Here is a 20,530-nt window from a genome sequence, read left to right as displayed (position 1 = left end):
TCAATTGGGCTGTTTGTTGTCTATCATCAGTAGCTGACAGCCTCTTTTTTAACTAATTTATTTAACACGACTGTTATGACAATACCGAGAATCATCATCGCAATGACGATTGTGCTGGCATATCCTGCGTTTTGTCCATTGAATGCCTTCGTGTACATGTAAGTACTGAGCAGCTCACTGGAATTCAATGGACCACCCTTGGTCACGATATATACGACATCAAATACCTTCAATGCTCCAGCCGTGGCGAGCGTAAGACAAGAAGCAATGACATCTCGTAATAATGGAAGTGTAATATAGATGGATTTTCTTATTCCTGTAATACCGTCCAGCATAGCTGATTCATAAATATCCTCTGGAATCTTTGACATCCCGGTCAGGAATATAACAAAATAAAATCCAACATACTGCCATAGAATCGGTATGAGTACCAAATAGATCGCGCTTTTCTCCGTTAGCCATATTTGCTCAGACAGACCGAGCCCTCTCATAATGGCATTTAAGAGTCCATAGTCGTAGTTGTAAATGAGCGAGAACATGAGGCCAATCGCCGTACCTGAGATAACAATCGGAAAGAAAAAGACCGTTCTAAAAAATTTAAATCCTCGTTTGATGCTGTCGGTTAGCAGCGCAAGGACCAAACCTCCTCCAGCCTGCAGGAATACGGCACCGATCACCAATATAAACGTGTTTTTTAGCGCTATCCAAATAACAGGGTCATGAATGAGCTGGTTGTAATTGCCGAATCCTATGAACGTCTTCGTATTTGAGAAGTTATACCATTCGGTGAAGCTATAATAAACGGATTGTACGAGTGGATATAAAAGAAAGGTGAATAATAATAGCATCGTTGGCGCCAGGAAAAGCACAATGTATCTCTTGTCCCTGAATATCACAACTGAACGCCTCCTCTTCATAAGCAATAGCTTGGATTCCATACTGCCATTTGCCCGGGAGCCGGCAATCCGATATCCCGGGGCTTGTTGAAAAAAACTACTTGTTTCTGTTGTTTAATTTTGTGGCTTCATCTAGAATTTCCTCGGCTGTTTTTCTTCCTGCTGACACATAAGCAATACCTTTTAAGAACTCGGTATACGATTCCCTAGATACGTAAGAATCGATTGGCATAACGAAATCCTTTGCCTCACTCACCATCTTGTTGCCGTCAATCAGGAGCTGTGCGGTGCTGCTGGATTGTTGTGTATCGACTGCATAAGTTCCGCCTATTGCTGCAAATTTGCCAGCCGTTTCAGGAGATGTCATGAATTTCACAAAAGCTAGAGCTGCATCATATTTAGCTTGATCGGTATTTTTCTTCATATACCAACCAGAACCAAATCCAGATACAATCATATTCTCGCCTTTACCGCCCGGTACGAGCGGGAATGGTGTAATTTGAAAAGCAGGATTTGTACTCAGACCAGCAGCTGTCCATGAACCGTTGAACATCATTCCCGCTTTCCCGCCTGCAAATAAAGATTGCGCTTTCTCATCATCCAGCGTGAGTGCATCTTTAGGAAACGCTTTCTTATCGTTCAACTCTTTGAAGATCGCAAGAGCTGGTGCCCATGATGGATCATAAGCCTTTTGTTGTCCCTCTGGCCCAACCTGTGAAAGAACCAAAGCCTCTTGCAGATATGGAGTTGTGAGCGATGTAGCGAATGGTACAATATTATTAGCTGCAAACGTATCTATCGCTTTTATAAAAGCATCGTAGGTTGTTGGAGCTTCGAGTTGATACTGGTCGAATAACTCTTTATTCCAGAACAAGCCTTCATAGAAGCCGATATATGGAAGAGAATAGAGTTTGCCTTCATACTTGACCTTCTCGATGATCCCGCTATTGAATTGCTTCGCCCAATCTGGATCTTTAGCAAATTCATCTTCCCAGGAAACAATTTCTTTCGATTCGGTTAGAATAGCTGTCTCGCTGCCATTGAAATAAAACATTACATCGGCTAGATTGCCAGTTGCTGCATCCGCTTTCACTTTCGTACGCAATGCTTCTTGATTGACCGGCGTTGACTCATCTGTAATTTTGATGCCCTTGTTTTCTTCTTGGAACTGTTTAATAGCTTCCGTCCAAGCTGGAACCCATGGATCAGAACCAGCGAATGATGTCGCTACCCGAAGTGTTATCTCTTTTGTTTTGCTCTCGGATGCTCCATTCTCTTCTTGTTTGGATCCCCCGCATGCTGCCATCAGTGCTGCAAATACTACGAAGATAAGTACTAGTGCAGTTGTCTTGCTTGCCACCTTTTTCCTCATTACTCAACTCTCCTTTTAAAATGAATTCATATATTGAAACTTGAACGCGTTCATTTATAACGTCCAAGGAACAATCTAATTTATCATTGATTAATAAACTTAATTAACTAATTGAAGGGATAGGAGGCTTTAAGCCTCCTGCTCCTCCAGCAGTTCACTGAACATAGTCTCCAATCCAATGGCAATCCCGCCAATCAAAACAGCTTTCGTCTTGAGCGCCGTATCCACGATAGCCGTATTTCCTAACCCTAAACGCCTAACTTCATCCCGTATTGTATCGGTGTAAGCCGAACCGAGGGTGACGAACCCACCACCCAATATAACGGTGTCCAAATCAAGTAAAAATAGCATGTTTGCTACGAAGGCAGCCATAATCTTTGCACAGCGCTTCACATGCTTAATGCTAAGGGCATCTCCTTCTAATGTCGCCTTTATAATGTCATTAAAATCGACCTTAGCAATGTCGCCATTCACAGCTTTAAGCAGTCTGCTTTCGCCCCCAGCCTCCAGCTCTGCTCTAACCGATCTGACCAAAGCTTCTATTGTAACCAAATCGCGCAACCGAGAGCTCTCAAATAAACCATCCTGTCGTTCCGTATTCTCTGATTCTACGTTCACGATGTAATGTTCTATTTCACCTGCCAGATGAAATTTCCCCGGATACAACGATCCTCCAAGCACGATACCAAGACCCACACCCACGTCAACGCTTACAAACACAGCATTTGCGTGTCCCTGTGCAGCTCCAAATTTTATTTCACCTAGAACAGCAGAATTGATATCCTTTTGTACCAGTACTCGAACACCGAATTTATTTAGAAGCGGTTCTCTGAAATTCACAGTGCCGAGTCGCTCCAGATACGATCCGCACTTTACGATACCTAAATCATTATCCACTTGACCCGGTATAGAGATAGATATAGCAAGCAATTGATTTACTAATACATTGCTTTTAACAAGAAGTTCATCAATCTTGCTTATTATTAGTTGCATTAACTGGTTAATGTCATATTGTTCAATATCGAATTTCACTTCTTGAATAATGATTGGATTGAGATTCGAAATGCCAACCGTAATACAAGGATTGCTTAGATCAACGGAGATGATATAGCCAAAGTTATCATTCAACCGCAAACGGCTTGCTTTTCTTCCCACACCTGTGAAGCCATCCTCTGTTTCCCTTAGAATGCCTAACCTAACCAATTGATCTGCGTTCGTGCAAACGCTAGGTACACTCAGCTTCAACAGCTTTGACAGCTCACTTCTTGTAGCGCTTTCATCTCTTCTAATCGCATCTATGATTAAATTTTGATTCATGATTCTTACATGTTTCTGCTTTGCTGATACTTTGGACAAACGACAACCTCTCTTCTAAAATTGATTAATAAATAAACTTAATTAAATAATATGATTTGCCATTATGATTGTCAATAACTATTATTTACATATTCACAAACACGATGGCGAGCAAGCCAATGCCTATTCCGATGATACCGCCACGAGACATTTTCTCTTTAAATAAAACAGCGGAGAGGATCGTTAGAAGCACAATCATACTTCCATTGACGAGCGGAAACAAATGAAGACCTGACATTCGTCCTGACAAATACGTTATTATCGCATTTCCAGTACCGGTTGATCCTGCTATGGCTACAATGTACAGTGTCAAAATACGAAGCTGTCGTACAGTAGGAATTGGCTTGCTTTGTCTTTGGAATCCCCCAGTGAAAAGAGTACCGCTAAGTGAAAATAAGAGCGCCGAACCAAATCCTACACACATAAAGGGAATCAGCTCATGCCCCTCAAGTAACGTCTGCTGCCATTTCATGATGATTGGCAAGGTACCATTTAAAATAAAGGCAAGAAGACAATAAACTAACCATTTCATTCCTGCTGCTTCATGCCCTTTGCTTCCAAACACATTGATGAAATAGAAGGATAGGATAAAAAGAGCAATACCCATAAATTTCATGCCGGTCATCGGTTCATTCCAAAGTACAACACTTGCAACAACAGGCAGAAGCAGGCTTGCTGAGAAATAAAAAGCAGAGTAAGATAACGGTCCCGTATTCATAGCGCAGGAATAAAACAAAACAGTAAGTACAAAAACAAGCCCATAAAACACTCCAAGCACAAGCGTAGCGGTATGGATGCCATTCAAATCTGACATGAGCCATGATACAAAAAAGCCAATAGCAATTATCGCCGTATAAGCCGAACTTCGTTTGAAAAAGGAGGATAATCCCTCACTTTTATTCGTGCTTCTCATTTGTTTCAAAGCTAGCGTCTGAATAATGAACATCAGAACAGCGCAAAAGGCCAACAATATATTCAATAGATTCCATCCTTTTTATTCATCTACCATAAACAATCTCCAGCTTATGGCGGCCTTCTTCACTATCAACTAGTCACAGCCCACGAATGGGCATTTCAATATATTTATTAATAAAAATCTCAATAATCTAAGGAATGTATGAGGAACCGCCTCCAATAACCGCTATTTTCAACCCTTTTTTTCTGCTCTATCATGGTTTGGACTTCCTAAATTGTTGTAACACTAAAACATACACATCACTAATCTATATCTGTTTTTGGGTTCACACTCCTATTCAAGTCAAGAAGATATTGGCAAGCGCATGATCTTCATCCCGCTTAGCCTTACTTCTATTGTAAAATAAAAAAAATCGTTCTTCTTATGATAAAGAACGATTTTATAATACTATCTTACTGTAAGTAGTCCATAGGGGAGGTTCCAACCGTTAGGACAAACAATGCGCGAAATCGAGATGGACTCTCTTAATATAACTATTAATTTTCCAATTATGGTAATATAAATTTGAAAGGAAATTTAGCTTTTTTGGAGGGATCATTCATGACCGTTCACAAAATTGAATTGGCGCAAGGCTCCCTAATTGGCTCGTTTACAACAGAAGTGACTCCGCTGCTCACAATAGAATCAGGTGATTCCATTCGTTTTCAAACGCTGGATGCAGGCTGGGGTACAGGTACAAGCAATCAAGATAGATATAAACCTTTTTCAAGAAGACAGGATATCGATAGTGGTCATGCTTTAATTGGCCCCTTATTTATCAAAGAAGCAAAAAAAGGAATGACCCTTGAGATTAGATTTAATGATATCATTCCAGGATCATACGGCTTTACAGCAGCAGGCCAATATCCAAATTGGCAAAATCAAAAGCTAAAGCTAACCGAATATAAAGAGATTTCCCTCGATTGGAAACTAGACAAGGAATGGATGAGGGGAACCTGTCTCATTAATGACAAATCGTTTACGGTAGAGCTACAACCCTTTATGGGCGTGATTGGGATGCCCCCTGATAGGCTAGGAATTCATTCCACTTTTCCTCCTCGCTCCTGCGGAGGGAATATAGATTGCAAGGAGCTAGTTAAAGGAAGCGCATTATATTTGCCGATTTCTGTAGACGGAGGTTATTTATCCATAGGAGATGGCCACGCTCGACAAGGCGATGGGGAGATTAGTTGTCAGGCGATTGAGTCTCCAATGGATTTGGTTGACGTAACGATAACGGTGAAGGAAGACATCGTTTTGACGAATCCTAGAGCGAATACGCCTTCAGGCTGGATTACGTTTGGCTTTCATGAAGATTTAAATGAAGCCACCGTAGCGGCGCTGGATGGGATGCTAGATCTTATGGGTGAGTTATATGGTTTAAACCGAGTGGAAGCGATCGCACTTGGAAGCTCGGTTGTTGACTTAAAGATTACTCAAATTGTGAATGGCATTAAAGGCGTTCACGCTTGCTTGCCGCATGGCGTGTTCAAGCCATCGATATAACTGAGATCAAAAAACAGTCTGGAACATGCAGCTATGTTCCAGACTGTTTTTTTGCTTATGAACGGCAAGTTATTTGCAAAGCTGCTGCTCCATCACTATTGCACTCCATAAGCTAACGTTGACGTTAACTGTAACTAGGAGTATGCTTATTGTAGAAAATTCGGAGGTGCTCGACATTGGATTTGCTAAAAATTGAAGAAGTAGCTAAGCGTACTGGATTAACGAAACGCGCCATTCGGTATTATGAGGATTTTGGTCTAATCTCTGCACCGGAGCGGACGCAAGGCGGTATTCGGTTGTATTCAGAGGAAAATATAGAGAAAATCAACAAAATACTGCTCGTAAAAGAGGTGCTCGGCTTTTCGCTTGCAGAGCTTCAGCAGTATATGGAGTTTCAATCGCTCATTGAGCAGCAGAAAAGTGAATATCGTACGAGTGAGGATCGCGAAGCGCGAAAACTGAAGCTTTTCGAAATATCACAGGTGCTCCATAAGGAAAAAACGATGATCGACATGAAAATTAAACGTATGGAGCAGTTTAAAGAAGAACTTACCGAAACAGAGAAGCGTGTACAGAAGGCTTTAGATCAATTACAGGAATAGGAGCATGAATGTGGATACCTCGCAAAAAGCAGCTTCGTCATTTTGGACCATTATGATTGCCGTTTTTTTCGGTAACTTCATGGCCTCTTTGAGTACAACTACGATAAATGTGGCGTTGCCTATCTTTATGGATGATTTTCATGCCAGTTTAAACACAGTGCAATGGATGTTATCCGGTTTTATGATGGCAACAGGTATTATTGCTCCGATTATCGGTTTTATGGGTGATAAATGGAGCTACAAAAAATTATATGTGATCGCATTAGCCGGTTTTACTTTAACGTCTGCGCTTTGTACCTTCGCTTGGAGTATTGAATCTCTTATTGCGTTTCGGATTTTGCAAGGATTCTTCAGCGGAATTATTATGCCCACAACGATGACAATCATTTACCAGACCATTGAGAAATCAAAACAGGCTGTTGCCGTCAGCTTCTGGAGTGTATCAGCGATGCTTGCTCCTGCGCTTGGGCCGACGATAGGCGGATGGCTTGCTGAAATTTACGGCTGGAAATCATTATTTCTAATGAACATTCCGATTGGCATTATTGCTGTGCTTATTGCCGCCAAGTATATTCCTAATTACCGATTAAGCACCGGAATTAAGCTGGATTGGATCGGGTTTGGCGCAGTTCTCATCGGAACAAGCGCGTTGCTGGTCGCATTTAGCGAGGCGCATAATTGGGGCTGGGCGGGGTGGCAAACACTCGGAATGATCGCTGCTGGTTTAGTCGTGCTTGCTTATTTTGTGGTGCGGACACTGCGAGTCAGCAATCCTTTATTAAATTTGCGAGTACTGAAAATACCGAGGTTTACTTACGGAGTCATACTAAACTGCTGTATAACGATTTCCTTATATGCAGGCACGTTACTCGTTCCGATCTTCATGCAAAATATTAAAGGGGAGTCGAGCTTTACTACCGGCATGGTTATGCTTCCAGGTACACTTGCGATGGTATTAATCTCGCTTGCAGTAGGCAGGCTTTATGGCAAAATAGGACCATCGAGGCTAATCTTCATCGGTTTGCTGCTAATGGGATTAGCCACATGGGAGCTTAGCCATGCAAATGTGGCGACAAGCGCGGCATTTATTACGGTATGGGTGGCTATTCGTTATATGGGGATTGGCTTCAGCAACATGCCCGTGACGAACGCTGCGATGTCTGCTGTACCAAGCGTGAATTCAGGTCATGCCTCTGCGGTGATGAATTGGATCAGGCAGGGGACATCAGCGCTATCGATTAGTTTGTTCAGCACGATCCTCTCAGCACAGACGATTGCTCATTTGGAGGACGGAGTATCGTCCAAAACCATTGCGCTGTCGCTTAGCGTTCAGGATGTTTTCCATCTGGGGACGATTATTATTATTTGTTCTATCCCACTTACACTATTGCTGCGGAAACGAAAGGCAGCTGCAGTACAATAAGAAAGAGCGCCGATTGCGGCGCTCCTTCTTATTTCATGAAAGTTAAAATACATGTGCGCCTTCCAAGGCGACCTTAATTTTGCCGTTTGTCTCCAGCACCTTCACCTTTACTTTACGGCCAGGCTGATACTGAGGAATATTAACCATATAAATGGCGGTTTTAATGATGGCGCGATAGGGATCTGCATGCTCTCTTGGAATCGTTAATCCGATAAAAACCTCAGGATGACCGTTAATCTCCGTATTGGTTTTTTGTATGGAGCTCACAGTCGCGTCAAAGGATTCGCCATGTTTCAAAATAAATTTAGTTTCCCGAGTATCCTTAAACGATTGCCGAATGACGATGAAGGCAAGCAGGAAAAGCGGCACGGAAATGAGGGTAATGACAACTAAGGTGATACTTTCATTTGTACTCACGAATCACCAACTTTCATGGATCATGAACGGTATAGCTTCATGCTGACTCTAAGCTTTTATAATCCTAGAAGAAGCATAACACAACCAATTCAACATGAAAATATTTCCAAAGCCTTATTAAGGAATAGGTACTTTAGCAGCTGTCAAAGTCGTAAACAGTTTATTTTGTACGATAAAAAAAGGCTGTTTCATGAGGTCATTTGACCCGAAACAGCCTTTCTGCTCCTATTCTAGTAATATTTCTATAGGAATGGCGTCTTTTTTACAAAGCTTTGTGCGAGATGGTCAGCATGTAGATCTTTGTCGTTTTTCTTATAGTTTTCAAGAACGTCGATCAAATAATCGTCTTCTGGGTTGTTGGAGCGGAAAATAAACTGCTCTTCATTCTCGATATGTACATCATGTCCGCATTGTTTCAGGACTTCTTGATAATCTTGAACAGTTGGTTTTGTGTTTTCTTCTAGGTACATGAGTCCGGTTAGCGTCTTGGTTGCCGAGCCATGCATAATTTTGAAATGAACGGTATGTTCTTTTTTCATACCCATTCCCTCCTAAGTGTAGAAACGATGTGTTGTTATTATTATAATATGCTCCAAAAGGCATAGGAAAGCATGTCATTTGTGAAAGCTTCATGAAAGTATCGTTATGTTGAGTCGTTCGGGCTGCATTTATATGAGTAAAAAGCTGCATCGTCCTCGGACGGCGCAGCTTTTTGATATCATGCCATTTTTGGCGAAATAATTACTTATACTTGTGCTACTTTGATAAGATTGGTTGCCCCTGCTTGGCCGATTGGCACGCCAGCGGAAAGCACGATAATATCGCCTGTATCAATAAGCCCAGTCAGCTTGGCATTGCGGATAGCGGACTCGAACATTTCGTCTGTTGTTGTTACTGCATCGCCTTTAACCGGAATAACGCCGGAGAGCAAGCAAATTTTTGGAAGCACATGATCATGCTGCGTAATCGCGATAATTGGTGACATCGGACGGTACTTGGATACCATGCGAGCAGTAAAGCCGCTTTCCGTTGAAGTAAGAATTGCTTTGGCGCTCAGCTCAAGCGAGGAGCTAACGACACCTTGGCTAATTACCTCCGTAATGTTCGTGCTTTGCTGCGATCTCTTTTTATCGAATTGCTCTTTATAATCGATCATGGATTCCGCTTTTCTTGCGATGGAAGCCATTGTCCGTACGGATGGGATGGGGTATTTTCCAGCAGCTGTCTCGCCGGAGAGCATCACGACGTCAGCGCCTTGAATAACCGCATTGGCTACGTCGCTTACTTCAGCCCGAGTTGGACGCGGGTTAACCTGCATCGATTCGAGCATATGTGTAGCAACAATAACCGGCTTGCCTACAAGATTACATTTGTTGATCATCTCACGCTGCATCATCGGCACGTCTTCGATCGGTACCTCAACGCCTAGATCACCACGAGCGACCATAATGCCATCGGATGCTTCGATAATTGCATCAAGGTTTTGCATGCCCTCAGCGTTCTCAATTTTGGAAATGATTTGTACATGGCTTGCATTTGCTTCTTCAAGAATGTTGCGGATTTCCAAGATGTCCTCTGCTTTTCTTACGAAGGAAGCAGCAATGATCTCAACATTATGTTTGATGCCAAAGTGAATATGCACCACATCGCGCTCCGTTACGCCTGGCAGCGTCGTTTTGATGCCTGGCAGGTTAACGCCTTTGCGAGGTTTCAATATGCCGCCGCTCACGATTTTGCAACGAATATCGTTACCTTCCACCGACAGTACCGTCAGATCAACAAGTCCATCATCAATGAGAATCCGGTCGCCTGTTTTTACGACAAGCGGAAGCTCGGAATAGTTTACAGGAAGACGAGTCGCATCGCCGAGTACATCCTCCGTCGTGAGAATCAATTCTTCACCGATAACCAGCTCGCAAGACGCTTCCTTCAGCTTGCCGATCCGCACCTCAGGACCTTTAATATCCATCATAATGGGAACAAAAGTGTTCAGCTCGCGTGCAGCCTGCCGTATATTGTTCATTCGCATAACGTGATCTTCTAATTCGCCGTGAGCCATATTCAGTCTACCAACGGTCATCCCTGCTTGGATCATTTCTTTAATCGTCGAAACGGAGTCGCAAGCGGGCCCCATTGTACAAATAATTTTTGTTTTTAGCATGTTGTAGGCCTCCTTATTTTTTTCATTGTAACGTGAAAAGTCGAAAGGAGATAAGAACTATAGTACAATGAATGTACAATAGTACGGTTCTAAGGGGCGTTCATTATGCTGGCAATTATGGATGTGCATCAGGACAACGGGGCGGATTGGTACGAGGAAGGTGAGGGGCGCATGTTATCCTTTCATCTCTCGTTAGTGACTTATGGGAAATGTGTATATTGGGTGAACGAGGAGAAGGTGATTTTGGAAAAAGGAGATTTGCTCCTTATACCGGGGCATATTCCATACTATGGTAAAAGCGTTCCAACGGTCGTCCACACGAAGTATGTGGTCAATTTTTGCAAAATCGCTTCCGAGTGCAGCCTTCCTCTGCTTCAGCTGGAAGAGCCGTTAAAGCAACGGCTCGGGCGCTTTGAAGTGATACAGGAGAGGCTGCGAGGAGTTTGGACACAATACAAAGAGAAACCGCCTTACTATGAACTCATGGCAGAGGCGCTGCTTACGGAAGCACTGGTCTATCTCAATCAAGAGAAGGATCGCGGAATGATTTCCTCGGACAAGCATCGGCGTGTTGACAGCATGAAGCAATATATTTCGACGCATTATCGCGAGAGGGTGACGAAGGAGGAGCTGGGGGATGTCATTAATACGACACCGAATTATGCGGCTACTTTGTTTAAGGCGGTTACGAACCAGACGATCAGCGAATATGTACACAATCAGCGAATGAAGACGGCGATCTACATGCTGACCGAATCGCAGCTGATGATTAGTGAAATCGCCGACTATTTAGGATATAACGATGTTTCGTATTTTTACCGTATATTCAAGCGCATTGTTGGCAGCTCGCCATCTGATTTCCTGCATGAGCGCTCTTCAACCGTTTAATTGATTTTTATCAAATTTAAAAAACTTCACTGACGGAGGATGTCAGTGAAGTTTTTTTATAATAGGGGTATTCAGATATTACAAAAGGAGTGTTTATTATGCAGACAAAAAAAGTATATCTTTATGTTTTTGATACGATGGCAGATTGGGAAGTAGGTTATTTAACTGCTGAACTTAACTCGGGGAGGTATTTTAAAAAAGAGGTCGCACCTTTAGAAGTTATTACAGTCGGCGTGGATAAAAATCCTGCTACTACAATGGGCGGATTGAAAATATTGCCTGCTATTTCTATTGAAGAGTGTAGTTTGGAAAGTACGGATGTACTCGTTCTTCCAGGCGGAGATACTTGGATGGAGGCCATTCACGAGCCTATTTTGAAAAAAGCATCAAAAGCATTAGAAGGAGGAACAGTAGTTGCAGCGATTTGTGGCGCTACAATGGGACTTGCAAAGATGGGAGCGCTCGACTCAAGAAGACATACAAGTAACGATCTCGATTATTTGAAAATGATTTGTCCTAATTATACGGGAGAAAAATATTATGAAACGGAGCCTGCAGTAACAGATGGAAACTTAGTTACTGCATCAGGTATAGCCCCGCTGGAATTTACGATGCATGTACTGCAGCTGTTGGATGTTTTTGCGCCAAAAACATTACAGGCTTGGTTCAAGCTTTATCAGACTCATGAATCAAAATATTTCTTCGAATTAATGGATTCTGTATCGTAATGAATCCCGGCGCCGCCGGTTCAGGAATACCAAAGACAACGCAATGAGCGTGAGGATAATTCCAAGCACGTGAAATCCCTCGAAGCTGAACGTATCGCCCATAACGATACCTATCAGCAATGAGGAGAGGATGGTTCCAAAGTATCTGGATGTATTAAATAATCCGGATGCTACACCGATTATTTCTTTTGGAGAGCTTTGGAACAAGGATGCTTGCATCCCAACATTGTTCAGCCCGTTGCTAATGCCGAATGCAGCCAAAGCGAGACATACGCTGATAACCGGTGAATTTTGATTCAATGTGACGAGCCACACTGACCCAAGTGTCATGAGAATGGCAGATACCAGCAATGCTGGTCTTGGTCCTGATTTATCGATCCATCGTCCTGCGATTGGAGAAGTAACTAGCGAGCATAAGCCTAAGCTTAGCATGAGAATCCCGGTTTGGAACTCACTGACATGGCGCACCATTTGCAAGTAGGATGGTAGCCCGAAAAAGAGCGAGTAGTATAGTACGTTAACGAGCATGAATTCTACATTAACCCAAGTCATCGCAGGATATTTGGCGAATGTGCGCAGTGGAATAAAAGGTGACGCCGCTTTTAACTCATGTCGTACGAATGCCCCCAGCGCAGCAAGGCCGATCAGCAAGAAAATACCATTTCCGAATGAGAGATGTCCAGATGATTTGGCTGAGAGCAATGAAGCGAGCAGGGCAATCAGACCTACTGTAAAGAGCAAGATTCCTGACGCATCTATCAAATCAAACCACATACGAAAAGACATGTCCTTGGCAACGTGCATTCGCGGTTCATCCATAGGAATAGTTCTCCATGCTAATAGAAAGCTAGCCACCGCAAATGGAATATTGACGAAAAAAATAGCCGTCCAATCCCACGAATGAATCAAGACCCCGCCAATAAAGGGTCCTATGGCTGCCGCTCCCGATAGAAAGATGGACAAAACAGACAGCGCAGTCGCTTGTTTCTCCGTAATATGAATGCGTACAATGGCCATTCCAACGGCAACCATCATGCTTGTTCCAATGGCTTGCACAATGCGGAACACTATGAGCCATCCGAAGCTTGGTGATAGCGGAGCTAGTAATGATGCAACGAAGGCTACAACAAGGCCGGCAAGAAAGATCTTCCTGCGCCCGAATAAATCGCTGGCCTTTCCCATAATAGGCTGAGCGATGCTGCTTGCAATGTAAAAGGAAAAAATAATCCAAGAAACACTTGTAAAATCAAGTTGGAATACATGCTGCAGACGTGGAATAGCAACTGAAACCATCGAAGAATTTAATGGGTTCAATAGTATCCCTAGACCAACGGAGATCATTAACCACCTGCTGCGAACACTCATTTTTGAATCGCCCCCAAATCGTATTAATGTCATCGTACTTGAATTCATTTATTCATTCCAACGCATTTGATGCTATAATCTCATTGACTTGAGGGAATGAATGGGGGCGCAAAATGGAACTTCTTCAACTGCAATATTTTCTTACGGTAGCTCGTTTGGAGCATATGACCGAAGCTGCACGCAATCTGCACGTTACTCAGTCTTCACTAAGCAAAACGATTGGGCGCTTGGAGGAGGATTTAGGGGTTCCCTTATTCGATCGAATAGGGAGAAATTTGCGATTGAATGAGTATGGCAGCCTATTCCTCCGCCGTGCAGAAAGGGCTTTGTTTGAATTGGAGCAGGGGAAGCAGGAGCTTAGCGATTTATCCAGCCTGGAACATAGCACGCTCAAATTAGCAGTGACCACTGCAAGCAAATTGCCCAATATCCTTCGTGAGTTTCGGAAAAAACGTCCTGATATTCAATTTCATGTGCAAATGCTCGCCACACAGGAAATGGTTACGCTTCTTGATAGAGGAGAAGTGGATTTTTGCTTGTCCTCGCCTCCTATAGAAGGGGATGATATCGAATGTCAAATCGTGTTTATCGACCCGATCCTTGTAGCTGTTCCAAAGGGGCATCGGCTGGCAGATCGAAGCAGCGTATCTTTGGCAGAGCTAAGGGATGAATGGTTTGTCGGAGTGAAAAGAGGTTACGGTACGCGCGATTTAGTTGACTCTTTATGCGAATCGATTGGATTTGTACCAAAATATGTGTATGAGGGGGATGAACCTGCAAGGCTTAGCATGCTTGTAGAGGCCGAAATAGGTATAGCCTTCTTACCCAGCACGGCAAGGAATTCGCGGGAACAAATCCATTATCTCCAAATAGAGAATCACGAATTAGTACGGGAGATAGCACTATTATGGCATAGGAATCGGTACATTTCGCGAGCTGCTCTGGAATTTCGTGAGGTCGTTGTAGCGTATTTTGAAGCGTTATCCAAACAAAGCATTTAATCGTGCTTCTCCACTAATTCATCATAAAAGGCTGCCGGCGACGGCAGCCTTCTTGTTTGCATGATCTGGCTTTTCCAAGCTAATCAGAAATATTTCGGGTATAGTATTCGATGATATCTTTACGGCGAATAATACCAAGAAAGACGCGATCGGTGTCTACCACGGGAACGAAGTTCTGATCGGCCGCCAGCGCCAGCATATCGTCCAAATCGGCGTTGATCGCGACACATTCGACTTTCATCCGTTTTTTGATAGAGACGACAGGAATTTCGTGCATCGTATCGAAGGTGAGGCCGGGTGTGGCTTTCAACTTCCATAATAAATCCCCTTCGGAAAGTGTTCCGAAATATAAGCCATTGTCGTCCAAGATCGGAATGGCTGTATAGTGGCTAGCCTCTAATTTATCTATGGCTTCTTTCATATTAGAGGATGTCATGAGGTATGAGACCTCGTTTTTTGGAAATAAAAACGATTTGATGTCCATTGAATCACGCTCCTTTGGTATATTAAAGCATATTTTGTCCGATGGTGCATGTGGAAGTGACTGGGCACGTCTAAAATGATCGAATAAAAATGCTAAAAATTATGCTTATTTCCATGAATACTTGGCTGCAGTTGACTTATTAGAACATTCGAATTACAATTTAGCCATAAATAGGCATTGACCAAAGACAAGATTACCTTATACGAGCTGTCCAGAGAGAGAGGCTAAGGCTGAGAGCTTCTCCAGCAACCGAATGTGTAATTACCCCTTTGCAGCCGTGTTATTGAACCCGCTGTTTGCATAAAGCGATTGTAAATAACACCGATTCATCCTCGTTACCGGGTGCTCAATAAGGATCTTGCTGTAACTTTAAGTCTGGCGGATAGCCAGTCATATAAAGCAGCAGATCGAATGAGGGTGGAACCACGAGCTGAACGCACTCGTCCCTTGGTGGGAGAGATGTGTTTTTTTGCGTTCAACTACATTCGATCGGAGGCTGCATGATGAGTATTGCAATTACATTACCGAATGGAACAGTTAAGGAGTATCCACAGGGGACAACCGCCGCGCAATTGGCGGAATCAATCAGTATTGGCCTTGGCAAAAATGCAGTCGCGGGAAAAGTCGATGGCAGGCTCGTCGATCTGAACGAGCCCATCCAAGCAAGCAGCAGCGTTGAAATTATTACGCTCGATGGTGCTGATGGTTTAGCGATTTACCGTCACAGTACAGCACATGTTATGGCACAAGCTATAAAACGTATTTACGGGGAAAAGGCAGTGAAGCTCGGGATTGGTCCTGTTATTGAGGATGGTTTCTACTATGACATTGATATCGAGAAGCCGTTGTCTACAGATGATCTTGCTGCGATAGAAGCGGAGATGAGCAAGGTTATTCAAGAAAACCTGCCTATTACGCGTCGTGAAGTGAGTCGCGAGGAAGCGACAGCTTTATTCGCACAGGAGGAAGAACCGCTCAAACTGGAGTTAATTCGTGATTTGCCGGACGATTCCATTATTTCGCTGTATGAGCAAGGCGAGTTTGTTGACCTTTGCCGCGGTCCGCATTTACCTTCCACAGGACGCATCAAGGCGTTCAAGCTGCTAAGTGTAGCAGGCGCTTACTGGCGTGGCAATTCGGACAACAAAATGCTGCAGCGGATATATGGCACGTCCTTCCCGAAAAAGGCTCAGCTTGATGAGCATTTGCACCTGCTGGAGGAAGCGAAGAAGCGTGATCACCGCAAGCTTGGCAAGGAATTGGAGCTGTTCATGTTCTCAGAAGAGGCGCCGGGCATGCCGTTCTACCTTCCGAACGGCATGACAATTCGTACGGAGCTGGAGAGCCTGATTCGCGAGAAGCAGCGGCAGCGGGATTATGAGGAAGTACGCACGCCATTTATGATGAACCAGCGGATGTGGGAGCAATCGGGTCACTGGGATCATTATAAGGACAATATGTATTTTACAAATGTGGATGACACGGCTTATGCGCTAAAACCGATGAACTGCCCGGGGCATATGTTGATTTTCAAAAACAGTCTGCATTCGTATAGAGAGCTTCCGATTCGGATGTCGGAATTTGGCCAGGTTCATCGCCATGAGTACTCGGGGGCTCTGAACGGCATGATGCGGGTGCGTACGTTTTGCCAGGATGATGCACATATATTCGTGCGGCCTGATCAGATTGAAGCAGAGATTAGCCATGCAATCGCATTGATCGACCATATCTACGGCGTATTCGGTTTTGATTTCAAAATTGAGCTGTCGACTAGACCAGAGGACTCAATGGGTTCCGAGGAGCTATGGGATCAAGCGGAGCAATCGCTGCGCAGCGTACTGGACATCCGCAATATTCAATATCGCGTAAATGAGGGCGACGGTGCATTTTATGGGCCGAAAATCGACTTTCATATCCTCGATGCTTTGAAGCGGAGCTGGCAATGCGGCACGATTCAGCTTGATTTCCAAATGCCTGAGAAATTTGATTTATCCTATATTGGCGAAGACAACCAGAAGCATCGCCCTGTCGTTATTCATCGTGCGGTATATGGATCGATTGATCGTTTTATCGGTATATTGACAGAGCATTTTTCAGGAGCATTCCCATTATGGCTCGCACCTGTTCAGGTTAAGCTGCTGCCTGTCTCGGAGAAATATATCGATTATGCCTTGCAGGTGAAGGAAGCACTCGCTGAAGCGGGCATTCGCACTAAAGTGGATACTCGGAATGAGAAGCTGGGTTATAAAATTCGCGAGGCTGGCCTTGAAAAGGTGCCTTACACATTGGTACTCGGTGAAAGTGAGAAAAACGCGGGCAGCGTTGCCATCAGAAAAAGAGGCGAAGGTGATCTCGGATCACTAGCGATTGCTGAGGTTGTACAGCGGATTAAGGATGAGGTGCAGGCTAAATCGTAAGATGGCTAGCGCGGCTGCAGCGTGGTGCAATAACGGAGCGGCAGCCGTTCCACGTTGGAATTGGTCATCCATGGAAGAGCTAGCGCTTGAATGACAAATAAAATCGTTGACAGAAGCAATAAATATAATCTATAGTAAGCTCATCGGAATTATAAGAAATTGAGCTGATTAGACGACTAAAAGCTCTTATTTCACGGAACGGCGCAAGCAGCCGGCATCGTGGAATAAGAGCTTTTCTGTTTTTCTAGACATGTAATCAGCTTGAAAAACAAATAGGAAGCAGGGGAGATCATATGAAACAAAAGCTCGTATTGATTATGCTGACACTGGTATTAACCGCTGTGCTTGCCGCGTGCGGCAACAAATCAGAATCCAAAGGTGCAGAGGGAGAAGGAGAGAAAGCAAAGCTTAAGGTAGGCATTTCGGCAGGCGTTGAGGAAGAGATTTGGAAGCAGGTGCAGGAAGTTGCGGCTAAGGATAACCTTGATATTGAGCTTGTTGTATTCAATGACTATGTACAGCCGAATAAAGTGCTGGCGGAAGGCGAGCTTGATGCGAATGCATTCCAGCATGAGCCGTATCTCGATCAATTCAAGAAGGATAACAACCTTGATTTGGTGAAGATCGCGAACACGCTTAATTTTCCAATCGGCTTCTACTCCAAAAAAATCAAAGACGTTTCTGAAATAAAGGAAGGCGATGTTATCGGCCTGCCTAATGATCCGACGAATGGCGCACGCGCGTTGATCCTATTTGAAAATGCTGGACTGATCAAATTAAAAGAAGGCGTTGGCATTAAAGCGACTGTTCGCGACATCGCAGAAAACAAGCTCAAATTGAAATTTGAGGAGCTGGATGCAGCATTCATTCCGAAAGCGCTTGGCGATCTGACGGCGGCAGTAATCAACACCAACTATGCGGTAGAAGCGGGTTTTGTGCCAACGAAGGATGCCATTTTTATTGAGCCAAAGGATTCTCCTTGGGTAAATATTATTGCAGTAAGAACCGAGGACAAGGATAAGCCGGTATTCCAAAGATTGATTAAGGCTTATCATTCCGACCAAGTCAAGAAATTCGTAGAAGAAAAATACGGCACGTACATTGTCGCTTCTTGGTAGCTCGAAAATAGACCTTGGTCTCTTCTTAGATGAAGAGACCTTTTTAACATTTTAGCAGAGGCGGGGTTGTACAGTGATCTGGATCGAAAATGTCAGCAAAACGTATCAACAGGGCAAACAGAACATTCATGCAATTAAGGACGCGAATCTGCATATTCGTAAAGGGGAAATTTTCGGCATTATCGGCTACAGCGGAGCAGGCAAAAGTACGCTTCTGCGCTGTATCAACTATTTGGAGCGGCCGACTGCTGGCAGTATACGTATAAACAACACGGATCTGGCATCGCTTAGCGAGCAGGAACTGCGCATTATGCGGCGGAAAATCGGGATGATTTTTCAAAACTTCAACTTGCTTATGTCGAGTACCGTCTATGAGAATATAGCCGCTCCGCTCGTGCTTGCAGGTGCCCCCAAAAAACAAATTGAAGCAAGGGTAAACGAATTGCTGAAGCTTGTGGATCTTGCGGATAAAAGTGACAGCTACCCCGCTCAATTGTCTGGAGGGCAGAAGCAGCGTGTGGCGATCGCAAGGGCACTTGCCAACGAGCCGGAAATCTTGTTATGCGATGAAGCGACATCAGCACTTGATCCGCAGACGACCGATTCAATCCTGCATTTGCTGCTCGACATTCATCGTTCCTATGGAATTACGATTGTGTTGATTACCCATGAGATGTATGTATTGAAAAAGATATGCGATCGAGCAGCCGTTATGGAGAACGGCATCATTGTAGAGCAGGGCTCTATTTTGGAGCTGTTTACGAAACCGCAAACGGATACGACCAAAAAATTTACGAAAAGCGTGTTTGATGCGGATTTGCCGCAGGAGCTGCTTTACAAAGCCAACCACCCTGCAGAGCCAAAGCATCTGCTTCGCATCTCCTTCATTGGCGATACGGTAAGCGAGCCTATACTCGCAGATTTGACGCTGCGCTATCAGCTTCGGCCAAGCATTTTGTACGGAAATATAACGAAAATTAAAGATACCGTATTTGGTTTTCTCTTAATTAGTCTGCCGGGCGAATCGACTGCCATAGAAGAAGGAATTGCATACATGGTACAAAACGGAATGCAGGTGGAGGTGCTTAAGCATGCTGGATAGCTTCTTCAGAAGCCTCGCCGAGAACCATGATCTATACACAGAAGCGCTAGGGGAAACGGCGGCGATGGTTGTTTATTCCTTGTTTTTCTCCACTATTATTGGCTTGTTTCTGGGCATTTGCCTAGTCGTGCTGCGCCCAAATCATATTTATGAGAACAAGGTGCTCTATCATCTGTTAAACGCAGTCATCAATGTGCTGCGGTCTGTCCCGTTCATCATTATTTTAATAGCGATCATTCCCATTACGAAATGGATTGTGCATACGACAATCGGGGTGAGAGGAGCAATCGTTCCGCTTGTCTTTTATACTGCGCCTTATATTGCGAGGCTTATCGAATCGGCTTTGCTGGAGGTAAATCCCGGTGTGATTGAAGCATTTCAAGCGATGGGAGCTTCGCGCCGGCAAATCATTTGGCGGGTTATTTTGAAGGAAGCAAGACCTGGAATCGTGCTTGGTTTAACCATCGCAACGATTGGATTAATCGGCGCAACAGCGATGGCGGGTGTACTTGGCGCAGGCGGTTTAGGGGATGTGGCGATTAGGTACGGCTACCAGCGCTGGGAGCCCGACGTGATGTACGTTTGCGTCATTATTCTTATTTTGCTCGTGCAGCTGATGCAGTCAGCGGGAAATCGCATATCGAAGAAGCTGCGCAAGCATTAGTTGAGACGTTTTAGCGGCCTGCCCACATTCTGCGAATGAACTCCTGAAATAATCGGGAGTTTTTTTTTCGTTTAT

The 20,530-nt window shown here is 44.0% G+C and carries 19 protein-coding genes; 10 read left to right on the top strand and 9 right to left on the bottom strand.

The window, feature by feature from the left end; translation table 11 throughout:
• Window positions 1-26 precede the first annotated feature (26 nt).
• The 4 genes from ACIFSR_RS06440 to ACIFSR_RS06425 all read right to left on the bottom strand — a co-directional run bounded on the left by ACIFSR_RS06440 (window position 27) and on the right by ACIFSR_RS06425 (window position 4,603).
• A complete protein-coding gene (locus ACIFSR_RS06440; protein ID WP_430055902.1) occupies window positions 27-896 on the bottom strand; it encodes a carbohydrate ABC transporter permease in 870 nt (289 codons plus the stop codon).
• A 97-nt stretch (window positions 897-993) separates the two neighbouring features.
• Complete coding sequence (locus ACIFSR_RS06435; protein WP_339206233.1) at window positions 994-2,268, bottom strand: ABC transporter substrate-binding protein; 1,275 nt, start codon at window positions 2,266-2,268, stop codon at window positions 994-996.
• A 129-nt stretch (window positions 2,269-2,397) separates the two neighbouring features.
• Window positions 2,398-3,624, bottom strand: coding sequence for an ROK family protein (locus ACIFSR_RS06430; RefSeq protein WP_430055899.1), 1,227 nt, complete (start codon window positions 3,622-3,624; stop codon window positions 2,398-2,400).
• 85 nt (window positions 3,625-3,709) lie between these two features.
• Window positions 3,710-4,603 carry a hypothetical protein gene (locus ACIFSR_RS06425; protein ID WP_430055897.1) on the bottom strand — a complete coding sequence of 298 codons (894 nt, stop codon included), beginning with the start codon at window positions 4,601-4,603 and terminating at the stop codon, window positions 3,710-3,712.
• Window positions 4,604-5,140: 537 nt separating this feature from the next.
• Here ACIFSR_RS06425 and ACIFSR_RS06420 point away from each other — a divergent pair.
• The 3 genes from ACIFSR_RS06420 to ACIFSR_RS06410 all read left to right on the top strand — a co-directional run bounded on the left by ACIFSR_RS06420 (window position 5,141) and on the right by ACIFSR_RS06410 (window position 8,110).
• A complete protein-coding gene (locus tag ACIFSR_RS06420; RefSeq protein ID WP_430055895.1) occupies window positions 5,141-6,085 on the top strand; it encodes an acetamidase/formamidase family protein in 945 nt (314 codons plus the stop codon).
• A 176-nt stretch (window positions 6,086-6,261) separates the two neighbouring features.
• Window positions 6,262-6,687 (top strand): MerR family transcriptional regulator, encoded by a 426-nt coding sequence (locus tag ACIFSR_RS06415; RefSeq protein ID WP_339206240.1) that lies wholly within the window; start codon window positions 6,262-6,264, stop codon window positions 6,685-6,687.
• A gap of 10 nt (window positions 6,688-6,697) precedes the next feature.
• Window positions 6,698-8,110, top strand: coding sequence for an MDR family MFS transporter (locus ACIFSR_RS06410; protein WP_430055893.1), 1,413 nt, complete (start codon window positions 6,698-6,700; stop codon window positions 8,108-8,110).
• 42 nt (window positions 8,111-8,152) lie between these two features.
• On the opposite strand, the gene ACIFSR_RS06405 is transcribed toward ACIFSR_RS06410, so the two are convergent.
• From ACIFSR_RS06405 to pyk, 3 genes are all read right to left on the bottom strand, one after another.
• On the bottom strand, window positions 8,153-8,527 hold the full coding sequence (locus ACIFSR_RS06405; protein WP_076268564.1) for a hypothetical protein: 375 nt from the start codon (window positions 8,525-8,527) through the stop codon (window positions 8,153-8,155).
• Window positions 8,528-8,769: 242 nt separating this feature from the next.
• Complete coding sequence (locus ACIFSR_RS06400; protein WP_339206244.1) at window positions 8,770-9,066, bottom strand: hypothetical protein; 297 nt, start codon at window positions 9,064-9,066, stop codon at window positions 8,770-8,772.
• A gap of 206 nt (window positions 9,067-9,272) precedes the next feature.
• Window positions 9,273-10,688 carry a pyruvate kinase gene (pyk, locus tag ACIFSR_RS06395; RefSeq protein ID WP_430055889.1) on the bottom strand — a complete coding sequence of 472 codons (1,416 nt, stop codon included), beginning with the start codon at window positions 10,686-10,688 and terminating at the stop codon, window positions 9,273-9,275.
• Between the two features lie 105 nt (window positions 10,689-10,793).
• Between pyk and ACIFSR_RS06390 the strand changes: the two genes are divergently transcribed.
• Entirely contained in the window at window positions 10,794-11,576 is a 783-nt protein-coding gene (locus ACIFSR_RS06390) for an AraC family transcriptional regulator (protein WP_339206248.1), read from the top strand.
• 98 nt (window positions 11,577-11,674) lie between these two features.
• Complete coding sequence (locus ACIFSR_RS06385; RefSeq protein WP_430055886.1) at window positions 11,675-12,304, top strand: type 1 glutamine amidotransferase family protein; 630 nt, start codon at window positions 11,675-11,677, stop codon at window positions 12,302-12,304.
• Here the strand turns inward: ACIFSR_RS06385 and ACIFSR_RS06380 are convergent.
• Window positions 12,284-13,669, bottom strand: coding sequence for an MFS transporter (locus ACIFSR_RS06380; RefSeq protein WP_430055883.1), 1,386 nt, complete (start codon window positions 13,667-13,669; stop codon window positions 12,284-12,286). The two genes, ACIFSR_RS06385 and ACIFSR_RS06380, sit on opposite strands and share 21 nt — an antisense overlap.
• A gap of 113 nt (window positions 13,670-13,782) precedes the next feature.
• Here ACIFSR_RS06380 and ACIFSR_RS06375 point away from each other — a divergent pair, with 113 nt between their 5' ends.
• Window positions 13,783-14,670, top strand: coding sequence for a LysR family transcriptional regulator (locus ACIFSR_RS06375; RefSeq protein WP_430055880.1), 888 nt, complete (start codon window positions 13,783-13,785; stop codon window positions 14,668-14,670).
• Window positions 14,671-14,749: 79 nt separating this feature from the next.
• Here ACIFSR_RS06375 and ACIFSR_RS06370 read toward each other — a convergent pair whose 3' ends face one another.
• Window positions 14,750-15,154, bottom strand: coding sequence for a CBS domain-containing protein (locus tag ACIFSR_RS06370; RefSeq protein WP_076268557.1), 405 nt, complete (start codon window positions 15,152-15,154; stop codon window positions 14,750-14,752).
• 503 nt (window positions 15,155-15,657) lie between these two features.
• Between ACIFSR_RS06370 and thrS the strand changes: the two genes are divergently transcribed.
• From thrS to ACIFSR_RS06350, 4 genes are all read left to right on the top strand, one after another.
• A complete protein-coding gene (gene thrS / locus ACIFSR_RS06365; RefSeq protein WP_430055877.1) occupies window positions 15,658-17,571 on the top strand; it encodes a threonine--tRNA ligase in 1,914 nt (637 codons plus the stop codon).
• 293 nt (window positions 17,572-17,864) lie between these two features.
• On the top strand, window positions 17,865-18,689 hold the full coding sequence (locus ACIFSR_RS06360; protein WP_339206254.1) for a MetQ/NlpA family ABC transporter substrate-binding protein: 825 nt from the start codon (window positions 17,865-17,867) through the stop codon (window positions 18,687-18,689).
• A gap of 73 nt (window positions 18,690-18,762) precedes the next feature.
• On the top strand, window positions 18,763-19,791 hold the full coding sequence (locus ACIFSR_RS06355) for a methionine ABC transporter ATP-binding protein (RefSeq protein ID WP_339206255.1): 1,029 nt from the start codon (window positions 18,763-18,765) through the stop codon (window positions 19,789-19,791).
• A complete protein-coding gene (locus ACIFSR_RS06350) occupies window positions 19,781-20,455 on the top strand; it encodes a methionine ABC transporter permease (protein WP_339206257.1) in 675 nt (224 codons plus the stop codon). Before ACIFSR_RS06355 ends, ACIFSR_RS06350 begins: the two co-directional genes overlap by 11 nt.
• Window positions 20,456-20,530 lie beyond the last annotated feature (75 nt).

The sequence above is a fragment of the Paenibacillus sp. NRS-1760 genome, assembly GCF_050467785.1.
Classification (GTDB): Bacteria; Bacillota; Bacilli; order Paenibacillales; family Paenibacillaceae; genus Pristimantibacillus.
The sequence above is the reverse complement of the archived record's forward strand: the minus strand, read 5'-3'. Positions and strand labels throughout refer to the sequence as shown.

Coding starts and splice junctions, on each gene's coding strand:
- ACIFSR_RS06435 (WP_339206233.1), bottom strand. CDS start 2,268: ATGAGGAAAAAGGTGGCAAGCAAGACAACTGCACTAGTACTTATCTTC.
- ACIFSR_RS06420 (WP_430055895.1), top strand. CDS start 5,141: ATGACCGTTCACAAAATTGAATTGGCGCAAGGCTCCCTAATTGGCTCG.
- ACIFSR_RS06400 (WP_339206244.1), bottom strand. CDS start 9,066: ATGAAAAAAGAACATACCGTTCATTTCAAAATTATGCATGGCTCGGCA.
- pyk (WP_430055889.1), bottom strand. CDS start 10,688: ATGCTAAAAACAAAAATTATTTGTACAATGGGGCCCGCTTGCGACTCC.
- ACIFSR_RS06390 (WP_339206248.1), top strand. CDS start 10,794: ATGCTGGCAATTATGGATGTGCATCAGGACAACGGGGCGGATTGGTAC.
- ACIFSR_RS06385 (WP_430055886.1), top strand. CDS start 11,675: ATGCAGACAAAAAAAGTATATCTTTATGTTTTTGATACGATGGCAGAT.
- ACIFSR_RS06380 (WP_430055883.1), bottom strand. CDS start 13,669: ATGAGTGTTCGCAGCAGGTGGTTAATGATCTCCGTTGGTCTAGGGATA.
- ACIFSR_RS06375 (WP_430055880.1), top strand. CDS start 13,783: ATGGAACTTCTTCAACTGCAATATTTTCTTACGGTAGCTCGTTTGGAG.
- ACIFSR_RS06370 (WP_076268557.1), bottom strand. CDS start 15,154: ATGGACATCAAATCGTTTTTATTTCCAAAAAACGAGGTCTCATACCTC.
- thrS (WP_430055877.1), top strand. CDS start 15,658: ATGAGTATTGCAATTACATTACCGAATGGAACAGTTAAGGAGTATCCA.
- ACIFSR_RS06360 (WP_339206254.1), top strand. CDS start 17,865: ATGAAACAAAAGCTCGTATTGATTATGCTGACACTGGTATTAACCGCT.
- ACIFSR_RS06350 (WP_339206257.1), top strand. CDS start 19,781: ATGCTGGATAGCTTCTTCAGAAGCCTCGCCGAGAACCATGATCTATAC.